Genomic DNA, 18,938 nt, shown 5'->3' with positions numbered 1-18,938 from the left:
TATAAACTTCATTAATTCGTAATTATGAATTTTTTTGTTCCTCTTTAATTCTTTTTATAAAAGCAGAAGGAGATTCATTCATGATTTGAGTAAAAGTTGTTGTAAAAGTACTATGAGAAGCAAATCCGCAATCACTTGCTAAATAGCTTACTTTCGTGTTAATGTATTTCGGCTCATTTTGAAGTCGATTGACGATATAATTTACTCTCAATTCATTCAAATAAGAATTAAATTGCTTTTGACGATGAGTTTTAATGATTTCAGAAAGATATTTTGTATTCGTTTCAAATTGTTTTGATAATGAAGCAAGGTTAATATCTTTCTTAGTAAAGCCTTTATTCTTCTCAAATAACTCTAATTTTCGAAGTAAGTCATTCTCGGTTTTAGATGAAATGCTAAGGTTATTCGTTGGTTTTTCTTCAATCATAACCTCTGTTGGTGGAGTTGGAGAAATGATTTTATTTGTAACCTCTTCTTTGATTGGTTCAGAAGGAATTTCTTTAATCTCTTTTACAGAACTTATTTCTTCGACAGAAATCTCAGTTGATTGTTTAGTTTTTTTGGAAACAAAGTAAATAATTAATCCTAAGATAATTATCGCTGAAATTAATAATAAAATGATTAACCAAGTTTCCATTTTTTGTAAAATTTATATTCCGAATTAATAAAATAAAACCAATTGATAATCATTAAAATAATTGATTTTCAATGATTATACTATTTGTAAAAATACTCCGAAATTTTGAAATAAAAAAGGCTAACTTTTAAGAGTTAGCCTTTTTTTTGAAATTCATCTTTGCTTGGAGAACAACCACAGCCTTTTGAGCATCCGCCTCCTTTTGAACTAAATGAGTTTCTAATTAATTTTACAACATACCAAACTGCAAATCCGAAAAGGAAAGCGATAAAAATATATTGTATCCAAATATTGTCCATACTATTATTTTAAAAAATGATATGCAATAAATGCAACTACATATGCCAAACCTGTCATAAACCCTGTCTGAATCAATGTCCATTTCCAAGAATTTGTTTCGCGTTTTACGATCGCAATTGTACTCATACATTGCATTGCGAATGCATAAAATAACAACAATGAAACTCCTGTAGCGAGGTTATATGCTGGTTCTCCTGTGTTTTGGTTGATCTCATTTTTCATACGATGAAGTAAACGATCTTTTTGACCATTGTCCTCTACATCAACTTCTCCTAAACTGTAAACCGTTGACATTGTTCCGACAAAAACTTCACGCGCAGCGAATGACGAAATCAAACCAATTCCCATCTTCCAATCGTATCCTAATGGCTCTACAACTGGCTCTATAACTGAACCTAATCTACCCAAATAAGAATGTTCTAATTTATAAGAAGCAATTTCATTTGCTAAATCTTCTTCATTCATTTTTGGATGATGAGCAGTTACAATTTCTTCTGCATTTCTGAATTGTTCTCCAGGTCCGAAAGTTCCTAAAACCCAAAGAATAATCGAAATTGCAAATATGATTTTACCCGCATCAACTAAAAATCCTAACGTTTTTTCCCAAACATTAATTCCAACATTTTTCCAATCAGGAAGTTTGTACGTTGGCATTTCTAAAATTAGGTAACTTTTATGTTTTGCTTTAATGATTAAATCCAATAAAATAGCACTTCCTAATGCGCCTAAAACACCTAAAATGTACATCACAAATAACGCCAAAGCTTGGTAACTTAATCCAAAAATATGTTCGTCGGGAATTACTAAAGCAATTAAAACGATGTAAATTGGTAAACGAGCCGAACACGTCATAAAAGGCGTTACAAGTATCGTTAATAGACGCTCTTTGTCATTTTCGATATTACGTGCAGACATGATTGCAGGAACGGCACAGGCAACTCCAGAAATTAACGGAACAACACTTTTTCCGCTTAATCCAAATGGTTTTAACCATCTGTCCATTAAATAAACCACGCGGCTCATGTAGCCCGTTTCTTCCATTATTGAAATGAATAAAAACAAAATGGCAATTTGCGGAACGAAAACGGCAATCCCTTCTATACCTGGGATTATTGCACCTCCAATGATTTCGTTGATAGGTCCTTCAGGTATTAAACTAATTGCTTTTTCGTCGATCCAACCAAATAAATCTTCGACCATTGTCATTAATGGTGCAGACCACGCATAAACAGCTTGAAAGATTAATAATAAAATTCCTAAAAAGATGATGTATCCAAAAACTGGATGAATCAATGTTTTATCAATTTTATCGGTTAAGGTTTCATTTCCGTCAAAATTATACGAAATAATATCGTTTAATTTATCCTCTAAAATTTTATTTCGATCTAATGCTTCTTTAACTTGTAATCGTTTCGAAACAATAGAATTTTCTTTCTTAATTGTATCTAATTTACTTAGATTTTCTTTCGATTCGAACGGAACTTCTTTCTGAGAAAGATATTGCCAAGCTAAATAATCAGATTTAAGATTAAATTCATTCTTGATTTTTTCTACAATAGAAAGATGCTCTTTCGGAATTTCGTAATGACAATTATATGGAGTTGCTTCTTTTGTAAAAGCTTCTACCAATTCATCAATTCCTTCGCTTGTACGCGCGTTTGTTAAGTATATTTTTGTTTGAAGAAAATCTTCTAACTTTTTCAAATCAATATTTAATCCCTTGCTTTTGATTTCATCTTTCATATTGATGACAAAAATCGCAGGAACGTCTAAATCTCGAACTTGTTGGTACAACAAAATCGATCGTTTTAGATTAGATGGTTCACCAACAACAATCGCCAAATTTGGGTAATGGTTATTGGTTTTGTCTCCTAAAGTTTTGAAAACAATTTCTTCATCCAAAGAGCTTGGATAAATTGTATACGTTCCGGGAAAATCTGTAATTTGGAATTTATTTCCATTTCGTTCTATTTTACCTTCGCGTTTTTCTACCGTCACACCTGGATAATTCCCAACTTTTTGACGAAGATTTGTTAATTTATTAAATAACGAAGTTTTACCAACATTTGGGTTACCAATTAAGGCAATTTTATAATGATTCATTATTTTTTTGTTATCAAAATTTTATCGGCTTCGTTTCTTCTTAAAGCTAAAACAGACTTGTTAGAGATGATACTAATGCAAATAGGACCACCAAACGGAGCCTTATTTTTTACCAATAAACTTGTTCCCGGAATAAAGCCCATTTCGTAAAACTTAGCAGGTATATCTTCTGTACTAAATCCAGTTACAACTGCTTGTTCACCAATTTTTAAATCTTTTAAAGAATAATTTTCAACCATTTCTACCAATCTATCTATGATTTTACTATATGCAAAGATACTTATTTTTAATTAATCCAAATAGAAGATATGTCATAGTTTTTTTATCTTTCTAATTAAATTTCAATGAATTCAAGTATCTAAATTCAAAATTTTGATTATCTTTGCACTCAATTTTCATTTATAAACATTAATTTATGTACGCAATTGTAGAGATAGCAGGGCTTCAATACAAAGTTGAAAAAGACCAACAATTGTTTGTAAACCGTTTAGCTGGTGAAGCAGGTGACGAAGTAAAATTCGACCGTGTTTTATTAACAGATAACGGAGCAATCACTGTCGGCGCCCCAGTTATAGACGGAGTTACCGTAGTAGCTAAAATCGTTGAACACGTGAAAGGAGACAAAGTAATCGTTTTCAAAAAGAAAAGAAGAAAAGGTTACCAAAAGTCTAACGGTCATCGTCAACAATTCACTAAAATTGAAGTAGCTTCAATCGGTTAAGATTGAGCTGAGATTAATTATTAACTCTTAAAAACAAAACGAAATGGCACATAAGAAAGGGGTCGGAAGTTCGAAAAATGGTCGTGAATCACATTCGAAACGTTTAGGTGTTAAAATTTTTGGTGGACAAGCAGCAATCGCTGGTAACATTATTGTTCGTCAAAGAGGTACTCAACATCATCCTGGTGATAATGTAGGAATCGGTAAAGATCACACATTATTCGCTTTAATTGACGGAAAAGTAGTTTTCACTAAAAAACGTAACGATAGATCTTACGTTTCAGTTGAACCATTATCTTAATTGATAATTCGACAGCGAAAATGCTAACAATATAAAAGCTCGAACTTATTACTTCGAGCTTTTTTTATGATTTTTATTCTTCTAAGTCTACAGCTCCTTTAGAGTATACTTCATCAGAATTTAAGTTTATGTTGAATCCTTTTTCAATTAACTTATCTCGAATTAATTTCCTTTTTCCCCAAGGATCAATAGATTGGATAATTCCTTTTTTATCAAAATAAAATGAATAATACAATGGATTACTCGTACCATGTTTACATTGGAAGGTATTTTCGTTTAAATTTAATTTCTTAGAATTTATTGGTTTTAAAAATTTATACCTTTTAAAATTAATGTCAGCAGAATCTATAATAGCAATTGTATAGTTTTTATACTCATATTGTTGAGTTTTCTCATTTGTGTTACAAGATCCTAAGTATGCCATAAAAGTAATTCCAACTCCAAATTCAGCATTATTAAAAAAAACTTTTCTATCAGGACTTTTTAATTTATCAAAACCTAGAATTAAATAAGAATTATTAGGATTAATACGTTCATTATGTTTTTCTCCTAATTCAATAAAAGTATCAACTGTTTTTTTTAGTTGTTTGCTCTTATAAGTAGAATTGAATGTTGATGAACATGAACAAAAAAATAGAATAAATGAAAGTAAAAAGTATTTCATAAGTGGTTAATTAATAGAACTAAATTACAACTTATTTCAACTAAAAAAGCATCCAATTTCTTGAATGCTTTTTGATTTTATTATTTTGAAGAGAAGCTGAAATGAAATCAGCTTGACACGTTTTGTTTTGATAATTCGTTAAGTCATCTGAACTCGTTTAAGGATCACATTTTTTAATTAGCGAATTATCTCATTAACCTATTCTTCTTCCGTTTCAACTCCCCAACCTTGTGCAGTTAATGGAACCATTTGCTCACTTCCACGAGTAATCAAATAGTTTTCTTCGTTTTTACCAGTTACATGACCAATTACCGTTAAATGTGGATTTCCTTTGATTTTTTCAAAATCTTTTTGATCAATTGTAAACAATAATTCGTAATCTTCTCCACCGCTTAAAGCACATGTGATTGGATTGATTTTGAATTCTTCGGCTGTGCGAATAACAACAGAATCTAACGGGATTTTTTCTTCGTATATATTAATTCCAACACCACTTTCTTTTGAGATATGAATAATTTCAGAAGATAATCCGTCCGAAATATCAATCATAGAAGTTGGTTTAACTTTCAACTCTTTCAAAAGATTGATAATATCCAAACGCGCTTCAGGTTTTAATTGACGTTCAATTAAATATGAATAATTTTCGAAATCTGGTTGATTATTAGGATTCACTTTTGAAACTTGCGCTTCGCGTTCCAAAACTTGCAAACCAAGAAAAGAAGCACCTAAATCTCCAGAAAGAACAACCAAATCATTTTCCTTCGCACCATTTCTATAAGTCAAATCTTTTTCTGGAGCCGAGCCAATTGCAGTCATACTCAAAACAAGTCCGCTAACAGAAGAAGTTGTATCGCCTCCCACAATATCGATATTGTATTTATCGCAAGCGTATTTCATTCCGTTGTAAATTTCGTCCACAGCTTCTATCGTAAAACGATTCGAAATTGCCATCGAAATCAACAATTGTTTTGGAATAGCATTCATCGCCAAAATATCACTAATTGCCGTCACAACCGCTTTGTACCCCAAGTGACGTAAAGGCATATACGACCAGCTAAAATTTACGCCTTCTACTAACATATCAGTAGAAACCACAATTTTCTCTTTTTTATAATCAAGAACAGCCGCATCGTCACCAATTCCTTTGATAGAACTTTCTAATTTGATTGGAAAACCTTCTTTGATTTGGTTAATTAAACCAAATTCTCCAATTTCGGCTAAACTTGTTTTTGAAACGTTTTTATCTTCTAACATGATTTTATTTTTGAGTAAAGATTGAAGGATCTATATTTTCTGAACGAAAAGGTAAATTGATAATGTCCTGTTTCGACATTGTTTTGACGGTTTGTCCTTCAAATGATTTTTTAATATTTTCTAACATTTCTGTTGGTGGTGCTTGCATTTTTCTTTTCGACATCGAAAACCAAACACCTGTCAATTCAGAATGGCAAAGATGTACACCATCTTGGTTATATAAATTATGAATAAATTGATAAATCATTCCATCTTCCGACATTCCACCAATTTCTACCGAAATATAAATTTCTTCACCTTCCATAGCTTCCTTAAAAAAAGAAAATTGTTCGTGCAAAATAGCTGGTCCAATTCCATATTCCTCCAAATTTTTCATCGAAATGCCATAATCTCTCAAAAAAGCAATACGTGCAAAACTTGTAAAATTCATATACGAAGCGTTCGCTAAATGGCGATTAGCATCCAAATCTGACCATCGAATAATGGTTTTTTGAAAATATTTATTATTCATGAATTGAAAAATTATTTAAGGTACAAAGTTACGGATTACTATTTATACGAAAATGATAATATTTTTAATCATCGTAAATAATAAAAAACAATAAGATTTAACATCAAATTAAAATATAGATATTTAATAATTTGTATCTTTAAAAAGCTATTAAACAGACAGATTATGAAAAAAATATTATTTCCAACAGATTTTTCAGAAACAGCAAATAATGCGTTTTTGTATGCGTTAAATTTAGCCGAAAATCAAAATGCAGAATTATATGTTTTGCATGCTTTTCAGTATCCAATGGTAAGTGGAGGAATCGATGCTGGTATTTTGCAAGATGTTTATAATACAATTGAATTAAATAATTTCGAGAATTTAAAAGATCATATTCCGTTCTTGAGAAAAATGGCTGAGGATAATGGTTTTGCAAATGTTGATTTGAAATTTTTCGTAAAAGAAGGAATGCTTTCGTTTGTATTGCCAACATTTATCGAAGATGAAAAAGTGGATTTTGTAGTAATGGGAACGACTGGAAATACAGGATTTGATAAAGTCCTTTTTGGTTCGAATACGATGAATGCAATAAAACATCTTAAAATTCCGGTATTGAGCGTGCCAAATGGTTACGAATTCAAAGGAATAAATAATATTGGATTTACGACAATTTTCCAAGATAAAGACCGCAAAGCCTTAGATTATTTAACCGAAATTGCTTATCGCTATAAAGCAAAAGTGCATTGCTTACACGTTTCGAAAGATGGAAATTACGATATTCCGACGCTTAATCATTGGAAAGAATATTATAAAGATGAACCTGTAGATTTTTTTATTTATACTGCGGATGAATCTGTAGATGCAGTTTTGGAATTTATTAAAGAAGAAAAAATTGATTTGTTGACAGTAGTTAGCCGTAACAAAGGCTTCTTCGAGAAATTATTTTCACCAAGTTTTACAAAGAAAATTTTGACACAACACAACGTGCCTTTGTTTGTTTTCCACGAATAAGATAATTTATACTGAATATACAAAAAGCTTAATCTGTAGAAATAGATTGAGCTTTTTTCGTGTTGAAATAAAATTATTCGTAACTTTTGAGTACAAAACACGAAAAGATGAAAAAAATATTGTTCCCGACAGATTTCTCAGAAACAGCTAATAACGCCTTTTTATATGCACTAAATCTTGCAAAAAGTATCGATGCACAAGTTTATGTGTTGCATGTTTACGAATTGCCAATGATTACAGGAAGTTTGAGTGCTGGATTGATTCAGAATGTATATGAAACGGTAGAATTAGGAAGTTTTGACAACTTCAAAGATAATATTCCGCAATTAAGACAAATAGCTGTTGAAAATGATTTGAATGAAATTCCAATCAAATTTATCTTAGAAGAAGGAAATTTCTTATATATTTTACGTGAAATTATTGGAGAAGAAAGCGTTGATTTTGTAGTGATGGGAACAGACGGAAATTCAGGAATAGAAAAAATGCTTTTCGGTTCGAATACGATAAATGCGATTACGTCGATGAAAGTTCCAATTCTTAGTATTCCGCATGGAATGTCTTTCAAAGGATTTAAGAATATTGGTTTTACTACTGTTTTTGATCAAAAAGATAAAGATGCATTGAAGTATTTGATCGAAATTGCAAATCGTCATCATGCAAAAATTCATTGCATGCACGTTTCGAAAGACGGAAAATTTAATCAACAAGCGATGAAAGATTGGCAAGATCAGTTTGCTGGAGATCCAATTGTATTTGAAGTTTATCATGATGCAGATCCTGTAAATGCGGTGTTGGATTTTATCAAGGAAAAACAAATAGATTTGTTGACGGTTGTAAGCCGCAATAAAGGGTTTTTTGATAAGATTTTTTCACCAGGATTTACAAAGAAAATTGCAAATAAAAATATTACACCTTTGTTCGTTTTTCATGAACAAAAAGTTTAGAAGGAGATGTGAAAACATTTCCTTTTTTTATCAAAAATTCTGTTAAAAATAAAACTTTACCTTTGTCTCGTGAAAAGAATAGCCATAGTAGGAGGTGGTGCCGCAGGATATTTTGTTGCTGCAAACCTTGGAAAAACTGTAGGACAACAAACTATATTGTTTGAACAAGCAAATTTACCGCTTCAAAAAGTACGCATTTCGGGCGGAGGAAGATGTAATGTTACGCATGCATGTTTTGATCCGCTTGATTTGGTCGAGTTTTATCCGCGTGGAAGAAAGGAATTATTAAGTGTTTTTTACACGTTTCAACCGGGTGATACAATGGCTTGGTTTGATGAGCGCGGAGTAGAATTGAAAATAGAAGACGATAACCGTATTTTTCCAGTTAGCGATTCTTCACTTTCGATTATAGAGGCTTTGACAAAAGCGGTTGATAAAAATAAAGTTCAGCTTAATTTCTCAGACGGTGTGCAAGAAATTAATAAAGTTGATGGTGGTTATGAATTGATAACAAAATCAGGAAAACATTTTTTCGAAACGGTGATTGTGACAACAGGAAGTACGCCTAAATTTTGGAAAAGTTTGAAAAATATAGGTTTGAAAATCGTTCAACCAGTTCCTTCTTTATTCACGTTTAATTGCAAAGATCCTCGAATTGAAGGATTGATGGGAATTTCTTTCGATAATGCTGAAGTCAAAATCAATCAACAAAAATTAGAAGAAGAAGGTCCGTTACTAATTACGCATTGGGGATTTAGTGGACCAGCGATTTTGAGATTATCGGCTTGGGGTGCTTTAAAATTGAATGAAAGCAATTATAAATTCGAAACTGAAATCAATTTTGTAAATCAATCTAAAGACGAAATCATTTCATTTTTGAATGATAAAAAACAAGTTGATGCTAAGAAAAATGTGCATAAAAATAATCCATTCGATTTTCCGAAGCGTTTTTGGTTTAGTATTCTGAGCTATTGTAATATAGATGAAAACAAGGTTTATGCAGATTTATCGAAAAAACACATCGAAGCAATTGCAATAGAATTGACGCAAGGAAAATACCAAATTAATGGAAAAAGTACGTTCAAAGATGAGTTTGTAACGGCAGGCGGTGTCGATTTGAAAGAAATTGATTTTCATTCGATGCAAGCAAAAAAAATCCCACAATTGTTTATGGCTGGAGAGGTTTTAAATATTGATGCTATAACAGGTGGATTCAATTTTCAGGCATGTTGGTCTGAAGGTTATATTATATCTGAAAAAATCAAAGAAATTTATCAATAGTGTATATTTTACACGAATGTTATTCTGGCTGAAAGCCTTAATAGTAAAGATTTTTTCAAAATTTATTATGTTAACATAACGTTATTATAAAATTATGTTATTTTTGTTTAAAGGAATTATTAAAAACGAACAAAAAATATGAAGAAAATTTTCTTAACCTTAGCATTAATCGGCTTATCTTCTTCTGCATTTGCAGGTGGATACCGAGTTGCTTTACAAGGAGTTCGCCAAGCAGCATTGGGGGGAACTTCCGCAACACAAACTCACGATGCGAGTGTTGCGTTTTATAATCCTGCAGGTTTAGCTTTTGTTGATAGTAAATTGAGTATTGCTGTCGGAGGTTTTGGTGTAAAAACTGACGTAAAATGGCAAGATCCAATGACGTTACAAAAAGCAGAAACAGATAGTAAATTAGGAACACCAATGTATTTGGCAGTTAGTTACAAGCCTGTAGATGATTTAGCAATTGGATTGAGTGTTACGACGCCTTTTGGTAGTTCGGTTACGTGGCCAGAAGATTGGCAAAACAAAGCAAATATTACACATATTGACTTGAAAGCATTCAATATTCAGCCAACGGTTGCATATCGTTTTTCTGACTGGTTTAGTTTGGGTGTAGGTTTCATTTATACACACGGAACAGCTAAATTAGAGAAAGTACAAACAGTTGCTGGAAATGATATTAAACTTAAATTAGAGGATAAAGATGCCCATGGTTTAGGATTTAATGTTGGAGCAATGTTCAAGCCAACAGATAAATTTGGAGTTGGAATTGCGTACCGTTCTAATGTAGATGTTTCTGCAAACAAAGGTGATGTTACATGGTCGAATGTTCCTTCTGGAATTGCATCTAATGTACCTTTTAATACAGATAAATGGAATACAACTTTACCATTACCATCAGAGTTTACATTTGGGATGTCATACAAAGTTTTACCACAATTAGAACTTTTTGGAGATGTAGTTTGGCAAAACTGGACACGTTACAAAAGTTTAGATATCAATTTATATAATGATGCTTCTAATACTTTCTACACATCATCTTCTACGAAAAACTGGAAAGACAATACATTATTCCGTTTTGGAGCTGAGTATACTTTCAGCGAGATGATTGTTGGACGTGTTGGTTATTATCACGATAAATCACCAGTGCCATCAGCTTATTGGTCATCAGAAACACCAAGTTCTAACTTAAATTCAGTTTCAGCTGGATTAGGATTTAGATTCGAGTCAGGATTTAATGTTGATTTATTTGGATCATATGTAAAAGGAGACGAAAGACATATTGATAATATTCAACAAAACTTCTCTGGAGATGTTAAAATGCGTGCTATAAACTTTGGTTTAGGCGTATCGTACAACTTAAAATAAGACAAAAATGAAACACTTAAATAAAATAGTATTAGTTGCATTAGCTGCTACGATGTTTAACTGTAGCGAAGATTTCGAACATCCAATTGAAGATATTCAAGTTTCTGCTGGTGAAGCAAACTTTTCTACATATATCGCATTAGGAAACTCGTTAACTTCTGGTTATAGAGATAATGCATTGTACAAATCTGGACAAGAAAATTCTTACCCAAACATGTTAGCTGGATTGATGAAAGCTGCAGGAGGAGGAGAATTTAAAATTCCATATATGTCAAATGATACAGGTGGATTTACTGATTTACCAGGTTTTCCAGGTAAATTGAATTTACAAATTGTAAATGGAGCTTTAACACCAGTTCCAAGTGCTGCGGGTGGAGCTTTAGATATCTTAGCAGATAAAGGAAAGTTTCAAAATATGGGAGTTCCAGGTGCTAAGTCTTATCATTTAGTTGCGCCAGGTTATGGAAATCCAGCAGGCTTAAAAACTGATCCAGCAACAGCGAATCCTTATTTTGTACGTTTTGCAAGTGGTGCGACAACTTCTGTAGTTGCAGATGCAGTTGCTCAAAAGCCAACATTTTTCTCTTATTGGATTGGGAACAATGATGTATTAGGTTATGCAACATCTGGAGGAGTTGGAGTAGATCATAATGAAACAAATAATGTTGATCCAAGAACTTATGGAAGTAATGATATTTCTAATGTAAATGTGGTAAAATCTACAATTAATGATGGATTAAAAGCATTAACATCGGTAGGAGCAAAAGGAGTTATTGCAAATATTCCTTCTGTAACATCTATTCCATATTTTACAACGGTTCCATACGCACCTTTATCACCAGCAAATCCAAGTTTTGCACCAATGATTGATGAATTGAATGCAACTTATGCAGGATTAAATCAAGTATTTGATGCAGTTGGTGCTTCAGAAAGAAAAATTTCTTTTTCTAAGACTGCTGCAAGTGCTGTAGTAATTAAAGATAAAGATTTAGCGGATTTATCAACAACGATTACTGCTGCATTAATTAAAGCAGGATATGATACTGGTACTGCAACTTTGTTTGGAATTACTTATGGACAAGCTCGTCAAGCAACAGCAAAAGATTTATTGGTTTTGACTTCTTCATCTGTAATTGGAAAAGTTGACACAAATAGAGTTGCAGAATTAATGAAGTTAGGGTTAACTCAAGAGAAAGCTGGTAAATTATCAGTAGTAGGTGTTAGTTATCCAATGACAGATAATTATGTATTAACAGCAAAAGAAACTGCGAAAGCAGAAGCAGCTGTAGTTAAATACAATGCAGCAATTGCGGAGTTAGCAACTGCTTATAATTTAGCTTTAGTTGATGCATATTCTGAAATGAAAAAATTAAGTTCTCAATCAGGGATTAAATATTACGGACAAACATATACAACAACTTTCGTTTCTGGTGGAGCGTTCTCATTAGATGGAGTTCACTTAACTGGAACTGGATATGCAATTGTCGCAAATATGTTTGCTGATGCAATCAACCAAAAATATCATTCAACTTTAAGACACGTTTACCCAGGAAATTATCCAGGTATTGCAATTCCTTAATTGAATGTTTAGATAACAAAAAAATCCGCTCATCGAGCGGATTTTTTATTATTTATGTTTTTTGAAATGATTATTTCAATTCTTCATTTCGCATAAATTCTTCTGCTTTTTCGACCATATTTTTCGATCCGCAAAAGAAAGGAATACGTTGGTGTAATTCTGTAGGTTCAATATCCATAATGCGTTGGAAACCGTCAGAAGCTTTTCCTCCTGCTTGTTCCGCGATAAAAGCCATCGGGTTGCATTCGTACAATAAACGTAATTTTCCGTTCGGATTATTTGTTCCAGAAGGATAAATATAAATTCCTCCTTTCAGCATGTTTCGGTGAAAATCTGAGCATAAAGAACCAATGTAACGAGAAGTGTACGGACGATCTTCCTCATCTGCCTGACAGTATTTGATGTAATTTTTAACCCCTTGAGGGAATTTTACATAATTACCTTCGTTAACTGAATAAATGTGTCCATCTTCTGGAATACACATATTTGGATGAGATAAATAGAACGTTCCGATTCCTGGGTTCAATGTAAATCCATTTACACCATTTCCTGTTGTATAAACTAACATTGTCGATGTTCCATAAATTACATATCCCGCAGCAACTTGCTTATTTCCTGGTTGTAAGAAATCTGCTTTTGTAACAGGTGTTCCAGGTTCAGAAACACGGTGGTAGATTGAGAAAATTGTTCCAACAGAAACATTTACGTCGATGTTTGATGAGCCATCAAGTGGATCAATCAACACAACATATTTACTGTTTTTTGAATTTTTTGAAGGTTGAATCGCGATAAAATCTTCGTTTTCTTCCGAAGCAATACCACAAACAACTTCGCGTTGCGACAACGTTTCGATAAACGTATCGTTTGCGAAAACATCTAATTTTTGTTGTTTTTCTCCTTGGACATTTTCATTTCCGAATTCGCCTAAGATATTTACAAGTCCTGCTTTGTTTACTTTATAATTAACAACTTTTGTAGCTAATTTAATAGAACTCAGTAATCTAGATAATTCTCCGGATGAGTAAATAAAATCTGCTTGATTTTCTATGATAAACTCTCCAAGAGTTTGATGAGAATTAGTATTCATAATTATGTTTTGCTGGTCAAATATCGGAATAATAACTCAATTTTATATCATTTCAAACGTTTGAAATTAATCTAAATACGTGAAAATCATCATTCAAATTTATTTTTTATTTTAATTAAAATCGGTCAACATATAAAGTGTAGTTTGGTTATATTTGCAAGTTAAATATTTACAAAAAAAAGTTTTTATAGAAATGAAAGTTTTCAAATTCGGTGGTGCTTCGGTGAAAGATGCAGCCGGCGTTAGAAATGTTGCGAGTTTATTGCAATCTGTTGGTTACGAAAATACATGTATCATTGTTTCTGCTATGGGCAAGACAACAAATGCATTGGAAGAGGTAGTCAAACGCTATTTTGAAAAACAAGATTTCGAAAAAACAATTAACGAAGTAAAAGAACAGCACATTGCTTTAGCGACAGAATTATTTGATAATCCAGCTGAGGTTTCTAACGAAATTTCGCAATTTTTTGATGATATTGTTTCGTTTTTAAGACGTAACAAATCACCAAATTATAGCTATGTGTATGATCAAGTGGTTTGTTGTGGAGAATTAATTTCGACAAAAATCATCAGTATGTATCTTAATTCGATACAAATTAATAACGAATGGTTAGATGTTCGCGATTATATCAAAACAGATAATACATATCGTGAAGGAAAAGTAAATTGGGCATTAACAGAAGAAAGTATTAAACGTTTACCAAACACAGGTTTGTTTATTACCCAAGGTTTCTTAGGTTCTGATCCTAACTTTTTCACAACAACTTTAGGGCGTGAAGGTTCAGATTATTCTGCGGCGATTTTTGCTTATTGTTTAAATGCGGATAACATGACGATTTGGAAAGATGTTCCTGGAGTTTTGAATGCTGATCCACGTTATTTTGATAATGCTGAGCTGTTAAATCATATTTCATATGAAGAAGCAATAGAGTTGGCGTATTATGGTGCATCTGTTATTCACCCGAAAACGTTACAGCCGCTTCAACAAAAAGAAATTCCTTTCTTCGTAAAATCATTTATTAATCCTACAGAAGCAGGAACAGAGGTAGCGAAAGGTCAACCATTAGATCCAAAAGTACCTTGTTTTATCCTAAAAAGAGAGCAACATTTGATTCGTTTATCAAGTAAAGATTTCTCTTTTATTACAGAAGATAAATTGAGCGGAATTTTCAATAAACTATATGATTATCAAATCAAAGTAAATTTGATGCAAAATTCAGCAATTTCATTATCTTTATGTTTGGAGGATAAATATGACAACTTAGAAAAGTTTGTTGCAGATATGAACGAAGAGTATAAAGTGCAGGAAGAAAACAATGTTTTATTGTACACAATTCGCCATTTCGATGCAGATTCTGACAAAGTTGTTTCAAAAGAAAAAGAATTATTGCGACAAACAGTGCGCGAAACATTACAAATAGTTGTTAAAGCTTAAATGAGTTTAATCACGACACAAGATATCTATTCAGCTTCGGGTCTTTCTAAAATTGGTGTTTTAGGAAAACCTGTGGCTTGGGCATTGAAAAAAATTTTCAGTATAGATCAGTTAAACGATTTGTACAATCGTGGAAAGCATTTGCAATGCGAACCTTTTTTGGATTATTTGATTGATGATTTGGGAATGGATTACGAAATCCATGAAGAAGATTTAAAACGTATTCCAAAAGAAGGACCTTTTATTATTATTTCTAATCATCCGCTTGGAGCGTTGGATGGAATTATTTTGATGCATTTTATGTCAAAAATTCGTCCTGATTTCAAGGTAATGGGTAATTTTTTATTGCAAAAAATTAAACCATTAGAACCTATGATTATTCCAGTTAATCCTTTCGAAACACGTAAAGATGCATACAGTAGCCTTTCAGGAATGCGCGATGCATTAAAATTGTTAAGAGCTGGAGGTTGTTTAGGGATTTTTCCTGCGGGAGAAGTTTCTTATCGAGATGACGAAAGTAGAATTATTGACAGAGAATGGCAAGAATCAGCGATGAAGTTGATCAAAAAAGCGAAAGTTCCTGTTGTTCCAATGTTTTTTAGAGCGCGAAATAGTAATATTTTTTACCGTGTAGCGAAGATTCATCCAGATTTTCAAACGGCAATGTTGCCAGCTGAAATGATGAAGAAAAGAACACGTCCAATTCAAATTCGTATTGGAAAACCAATTTTACAAAAACAACAAGACGAGCATGTGTCTATCGAAGACTATTCTGAGTTTTTGAGAAAGAAAACATACATGCTTTCGTCTTATTACAAACAAAAAAGAAGTTTAACTCAAGTATTGAAAAACCCTTCGAATATTGAGTTGAAAATGCCGAATTTACCAAGCTTATCTTCTTCTAACAAAAAGATTAAGCCGATTATATCGGAAACAGTTTTAGAGTTGTTAATTCAAGATATTGAAGGATTACGTAAAGATGAACAAGCATTATTGTTTACGAATAATAATTACGAATGTTTCTTTTCTACAGCTCAACAAATTCCAAATATATTAAGAGAAATTGGTCGTTTACGCGAGATAACTTTCCGTGCAATTGGTGAAGGTACAAATGACGAAATAGATCTTGATCGCTTCGATAATCATTATCACCATTTATTTTTGTGGGATAAGGATACGAATAAAATTGTTGGAGCATATCGTATGGCGATTGGTTCTGAGGTATACGAAAAATATGGAATTAATGGATTTTATGTTCATGAATTATTCAATTTTGATCCAGAAATTCATCCTTTCTTCAAGAAATGTATCGAAATGGGACGTGCATTCGTTTCAGCTGAGTATCAACAAAAACCGATGCCATTGTTCTTATTATGGAGAGGAATTGTGCATGTAACGTTAAGAAATCCAAATCAGAAATTTATTATTGGAGGAGTGAGTATTAGTAATCAGTTTTCTGATTTCTCAAAATCTTTGATGATCGAATTTATGAAATCTCATTATTATGATTCTACTGTAGCGCAGTATGTGAGAGCAAAAAATGAGTTTAAAGTTAAGCTGAAAGAGGAGGATAAAGAATTTATTTTTGATGAATCTGAAGCTGATTTGAATAAATTTGATAAGTTAATTGATGAGCTTGAGCCAAATATGTTGAGATTACCTGTTTTGATTAAGAAATACATCAAACAAAACGCAAAAGTGATTGCTTTCAATGTTGATCCAAAATTTAATGATGCAATTGATGGCTTAATGTATATTAGAGTTTCTGATATTCCAGAATCTACTGTTCGCCCTGTTTTAGAGGATATTCAAGCAGAACTTGATAAAAAAATACAATCAGGAAAATTTGACGGAAATCTACTTTAAGATTCATGATGAATTTATAACATAAAAAATGCGCTCAACCTAGTTGAGCGCATTTATATTTTAGCTTCGCTATAAATTATTTAGCAACTGCTGTAGAATCAGCTACTGGAGCAACTGCTGTAGAATCAGTTGGAGCAACTGCTGTAGAATCAACTGCTGTAGAATCGTTAGCTGCTGTAGCTAAAGAATCAACTGCTGGTGCTTCTTCTACTGGTGCTTCTTCAGTTTTCTCTCCACAAGATACTGCTCCTAATGATAAAGCTGCTACTGCAACTACTGCGAAAAATTTTTTCATCTTTTTAAATTTTAATCGATTAATTTGATATGTCAAAGTTAGAATGATTTTGACCTGATATAATAAAAAATGATTGTAATTATTTTGTAAAACATTTTTTATTTTACAAAATATAGAATTACAATTATTTAAACGTTTATATTTTCCGAAATTATAAAATTTATAAGACAAAAAAATCCTCAAATTCTATAATTTTGAGGATGATTTTTGACTTATTACAAGTGTTTATTTTAAAACTTGTGCTTCTAATTTGAATTTTTCGATTTTATTTGAAATTAAATCCAATCTCAAATTATGAATACTTCCGATATGCGAAGTCTGAAATTCTTTGTGTGGTATATATGTTCCATTTTCTACAGATAAACCAACTTCTTTGTAAGCATCACGGAAAGGTGTTCCATTCTTAATCGCTTCATTAATATTTTCAACGGTATAAATCGGATCATATTTATCCTGATTCATATAGTTATCTTTAATCTGAAGTTGAGGAATCGCAAATGTTAAGATGTCAATAATATTATCAAATTGCATCATTGGTTCGAATAATATTTCTTTCAATATTTGATAATCACGGTGATATCCACTTGGAAGATTATTGATCGTCATCATAATATCATTCGGCAACGCCTGAATTCTATTGCAATGCGCACGAGTTAACTCAAACACATCTGGGTTTTTCTTGTGCGGCATAATCGATGAACCTGTTGTCATTTCGTTTGGCAACTTCACAAAAGCTAAATCTTGTGAATTGTATAAAACCAAATCGTACGACATTTTAGACAACGTTCCACAAATCATTGCCAAAGCTGTTGCGACAGATTTTTCTGTTTTTCCACGAAGCATTTGTGCACCAACAGAAGAAACTAAGATTTCTGAAAAACCTAATTCTTGTGTTGTTTGCAAACGATCAATTGGGAAACTTGTTCCGAAACCTGCACCAGAACCCAAAGGATTTTGATCAGAAATTTTATATGCAGCCTCAAAAAAGTATAAATCCGTCAACAAACTTTCTGCATATGCCGAAAACCACATTCCAAAACTACTTGGCATTGCCGCCTGAAAATGTGTGTATCCTGGTAATTGATGATTCTTGAATTCGTCTGCTTTTTGTAAGAAAATCTCAATTAAATTGACAATTTTTTCAGTTGTATGTTTTAAATACTCTTTCTTAAAAAGTTGAATTGCAACCAAAACTTGATCATTTCGAGAACGTGCAACGTGAATTTTTTTTCCAGCATCGCCAGTTTTTTCAATTAAATAAGCTTCAATTTTTGAATGTATATCTTCGAAATTTTCGTCGACTTCGAAATTATTTTCCGCAATCAGAACCAAAACTTCATCCAAAGCAATTTGCAACGCATCATTTTCTTCATTGGTAATCAAACCTGTTTTTGCCAGCATATTTGCCTGCGCTTTCGACGCTAATGCATCGTATTTCGCAAGATGAGCATCTAATTCTCTGTCTTTTCCAACAGTAAATTTTTCGATTTTATCATTAATGGTAAAACCTTTATCCCAAAGTTTCATATCTATAATAATGAATTAAGGGCGCAAAGTTAGTAAAAAGTTGCATAATATCTCATTAAACTTGTATAA

General features: G+C 32.2%; 19 protein-coding genes. 9 read left to right on the top strand and 10 right to left on the bottom strand.

From position 1 onward, the window contains the following. Positions 1 to 22: 22 nt before the first annotated feature. From B3792_RS07810 to B3792_RS07795, 4 genes are all read right to left on the bottom strand, one after another. On the bottom strand, positions 23 to 637 hold the full coding sequence (locus B3792_RS07810; protein WP_114998328.1) for a helix-turn-helix domain-containing protein: 615 nt from the start codon (positions 635 to 637) through the stop codon (positions 23 to 25). A 134-nt stretch (positions 638 to 771) separates the two neighbouring features. Beyond that, entirely contained in the window at positions 772 to 936 is a 165-nt protein-coding gene (locus B3792_RS07805; protein ID WP_114998326.1) for a FeoB-associated Cys-rich membrane protein, read from the bottom strand. Between the two features lie 4 nt (positions 937 to 940). After that, complete coding sequence (gene feoB / locus B3792_RS07800; RefSeq protein ID WP_291069300.1) at positions 941 to 3,040, bottom strand: ferrous iron transport protein B; 2,100 nt, start codon at positions 3,038 to 3,040, stop codon at positions 941 to 943. Then, entirely contained in the window at positions 3,040 to 3,279 is a 240-nt protein-coding gene (locus B3792_RS07795; protein WP_038334874.1) for a FeoA family protein, read from the bottom strand. Before B3792_RS07795 ends, feoB begins: the two co-directional genes overlap by 1 nt. A 176-nt stretch (positions 3,280 to 3,455) precedes the next feature. Here B3792_RS07795 and rplU point away from each other — a divergent pair, with 176 nt between their 5' ends. Then, entirely contained in the window at positions 3,456 to 3,761 is a 306-nt protein-coding gene (gene rplU / locus B3792_RS07790; protein WP_019975660.1) for a 50S ribosomal protein L21, read from the top strand. A 43-nt stretch (positions 3,762 to 3,804) separates the two neighbouring features. Beyond that, positions 3,805 to 4,062: a 50S ribosomal protein L27 gene (gene rpmA, locus B3792_RS07785; RefSeq protein WP_038334883.1), complete on the top strand. Its 258-nt coding sequence runs from the start codon at positions 3,805 to 3,807 to the stop codon at positions 4,060 to 4,062. 73 nt (positions 4,063 to 4,135) lie between these two features. Here the strand turns inward: rpmA and B3792_RS07780 are convergent, their stop codons facing one another. From B3792_RS07780 to B3792_RS07770, 3 genes are all read right to left on the bottom strand, one after another. Then, positions 4,136 to 4,726, bottom strand: coding sequence for a hypothetical protein (locus tag B3792_RS07780; RefSeq protein WP_038334889.1), 591 nt, complete (start codon positions 4,724 to 4,726; stop codon positions 4,136 to 4,138). A gap of 198 nt (positions 4,727 to 4,924) precedes the next feature. After that, positions 4,925 to 5,980, bottom strand: coding sequence for a thiamine-phosphate kinase (thiL, locus tag B3792_RS07775; RefSeq protein WP_125349928.1), 1,056 nt, complete (start codon positions 5,978 to 5,980; stop codon positions 4,925 to 4,927). A gap of 4 nt (positions 5,981 to 5,984) precedes the next feature. Beyond that, a complete protein-coding gene (locus tag B3792_RS07770) occupies positions 5,985 to 6,491 on the bottom strand; it encodes an acyl-CoA thioesterase (RefSeq protein ID WP_114998316.1) in 507 nt (168 codons plus the stop codon). A gap of 165 nt (positions 6,492 to 6,656) precedes the next feature. Here B3792_RS07770 and B3792_RS07765 point away from each other — a divergent pair, with 165 nt between their 5' ends. From B3792_RS07765 to B3792_RS07745, 5 genes are all read left to right on the top strand, one after another. Then, complete coding sequence (locus B3792_RS07765; protein ID WP_114998314.1) at positions 6,657 to 7,484, top strand: universal stress protein; 828 nt, start codon at positions 6,657 to 6,659, stop codon at positions 7,482 to 7,484. Positions 7,485 to 7,591: 107 nt separating this feature from the next. Continuing rightward, positions 7,592 to 8,428: a universal stress protein gene (locus B3792_RS07760; RefSeq protein WP_291046264.1), complete on the top strand. Its 837-nt coding sequence runs from the start codon at positions 7,592 to 7,594 to the stop codon at positions 8,426 to 8,428. 69 nt (positions 8,429 to 8,497) lie between these two features. Further along, positions 8,498 to 9,709: an NAD(P)/FAD-dependent oxidoreductase gene (locus B3792_RS07755; protein ID WP_286495449.1), complete on the top strand. Its 1,212-nt coding sequence runs from the start codon at positions 8,498 to 8,500 to the stop codon at positions 9,707 to 9,709. Positions 9,710 to 9,847: 138 nt separating this feature from the next. Further along, positions 9,848 to 11,080, top strand: coding sequence for an OmpP1/FadL family transporter (locus B3792_RS07750; RefSeq protein WP_221854422.1), 1,233 nt, complete (start codon positions 9,848 to 9,850; stop codon positions 11,078 to 11,080). A gap of 7 nt (positions 11,081 to 11,087) precedes the next feature. Beyond that, positions 11,088 to 12,659, top strand: coding sequence for a G-D-S-L family lipolytic protein (locus B3792_RS07745; protein ID WP_286495448.1), 1,572 nt, complete (start codon positions 11,088 to 11,090; stop codon positions 12,657 to 12,659). Positions 12,660 to 12,729: 70 nt separating this feature from the next. On the opposite strand, the gene fbp is transcribed toward B3792_RS07745, so the two are convergent. Further along, positions 12,730 to 13,746, bottom strand: coding sequence for a class 1 fructose-bisphosphatase (fbp, locus tag B3792_RS07740; RefSeq protein WP_114998305.1), 1,017 nt, complete (start codon positions 13,744 to 13,746; stop codon positions 12,730 to 12,732). A 193-nt stretch (positions 13,747 to 13,939) separates the two neighbouring features. Between fbp and B3792_RS07735 the strand changes: the two genes are divergently transcribed. Both B3792_RS07735 and B3792_RS07730 read left to right on the top strand, forming a co-directional pair. Then, entirely contained in the window at positions 13,940 to 15,181 is a 1,242-nt protein-coding gene (locus tag B3792_RS07735) for an aspartate kinase (RefSeq protein WP_219034269.1), read from the top strand. Next, complete coding sequence (locus B3792_RS07730) at positions 15,182 to 17,047, top strand: lysophospholipid acyltransferase family protein (RefSeq protein ID WP_291069298.1); 1,866 nt, start codon at positions 15,182 to 15,184, stop codon at positions 17,045 to 17,047. 76 nt (positions 17,048 to 17,123) lie between these two features. On the opposite strand, the gene B3792_RS07725 is transcribed toward B3792_RS07730, so the two are convergent. Further along, a complete protein-coding gene (locus tag B3792_RS07725) occupies positions 17,124 to 17,342 on the bottom strand; it encodes a hypothetical protein (RefSeq protein WP_219034267.1) in 219 nt (72 codons plus the stop codon). A 225-nt stretch (positions 17,343 to 17,567) separates the two neighbouring features. Beyond that, entirely contained in the window at positions 17,568 to 18,869 is a 1,302-nt protein-coding gene (argH, locus tag B3792_RS07720) for an argininosuccinate lyase (RefSeq protein WP_219034266.1), read from the bottom strand. Between the last annotated feature and the right edge of the window lie 69 nt (positions 18,870 to 18,938).

Origin of the sequence: Empedobacter sp. UBA5924 (assembly GCF_002431085.1) — a bacterium.
Lineage (GTDB): Bacteria > Bacteroidota > Bacteroidia > Flavobacteriales > Weeksellaceae > Empedobacter > Empedobacter falsenii_B.
Note: the sequence above shows the minus strand (reverse complement) of the source record. Positions and strands in the feature narration are given on the sequence as shown.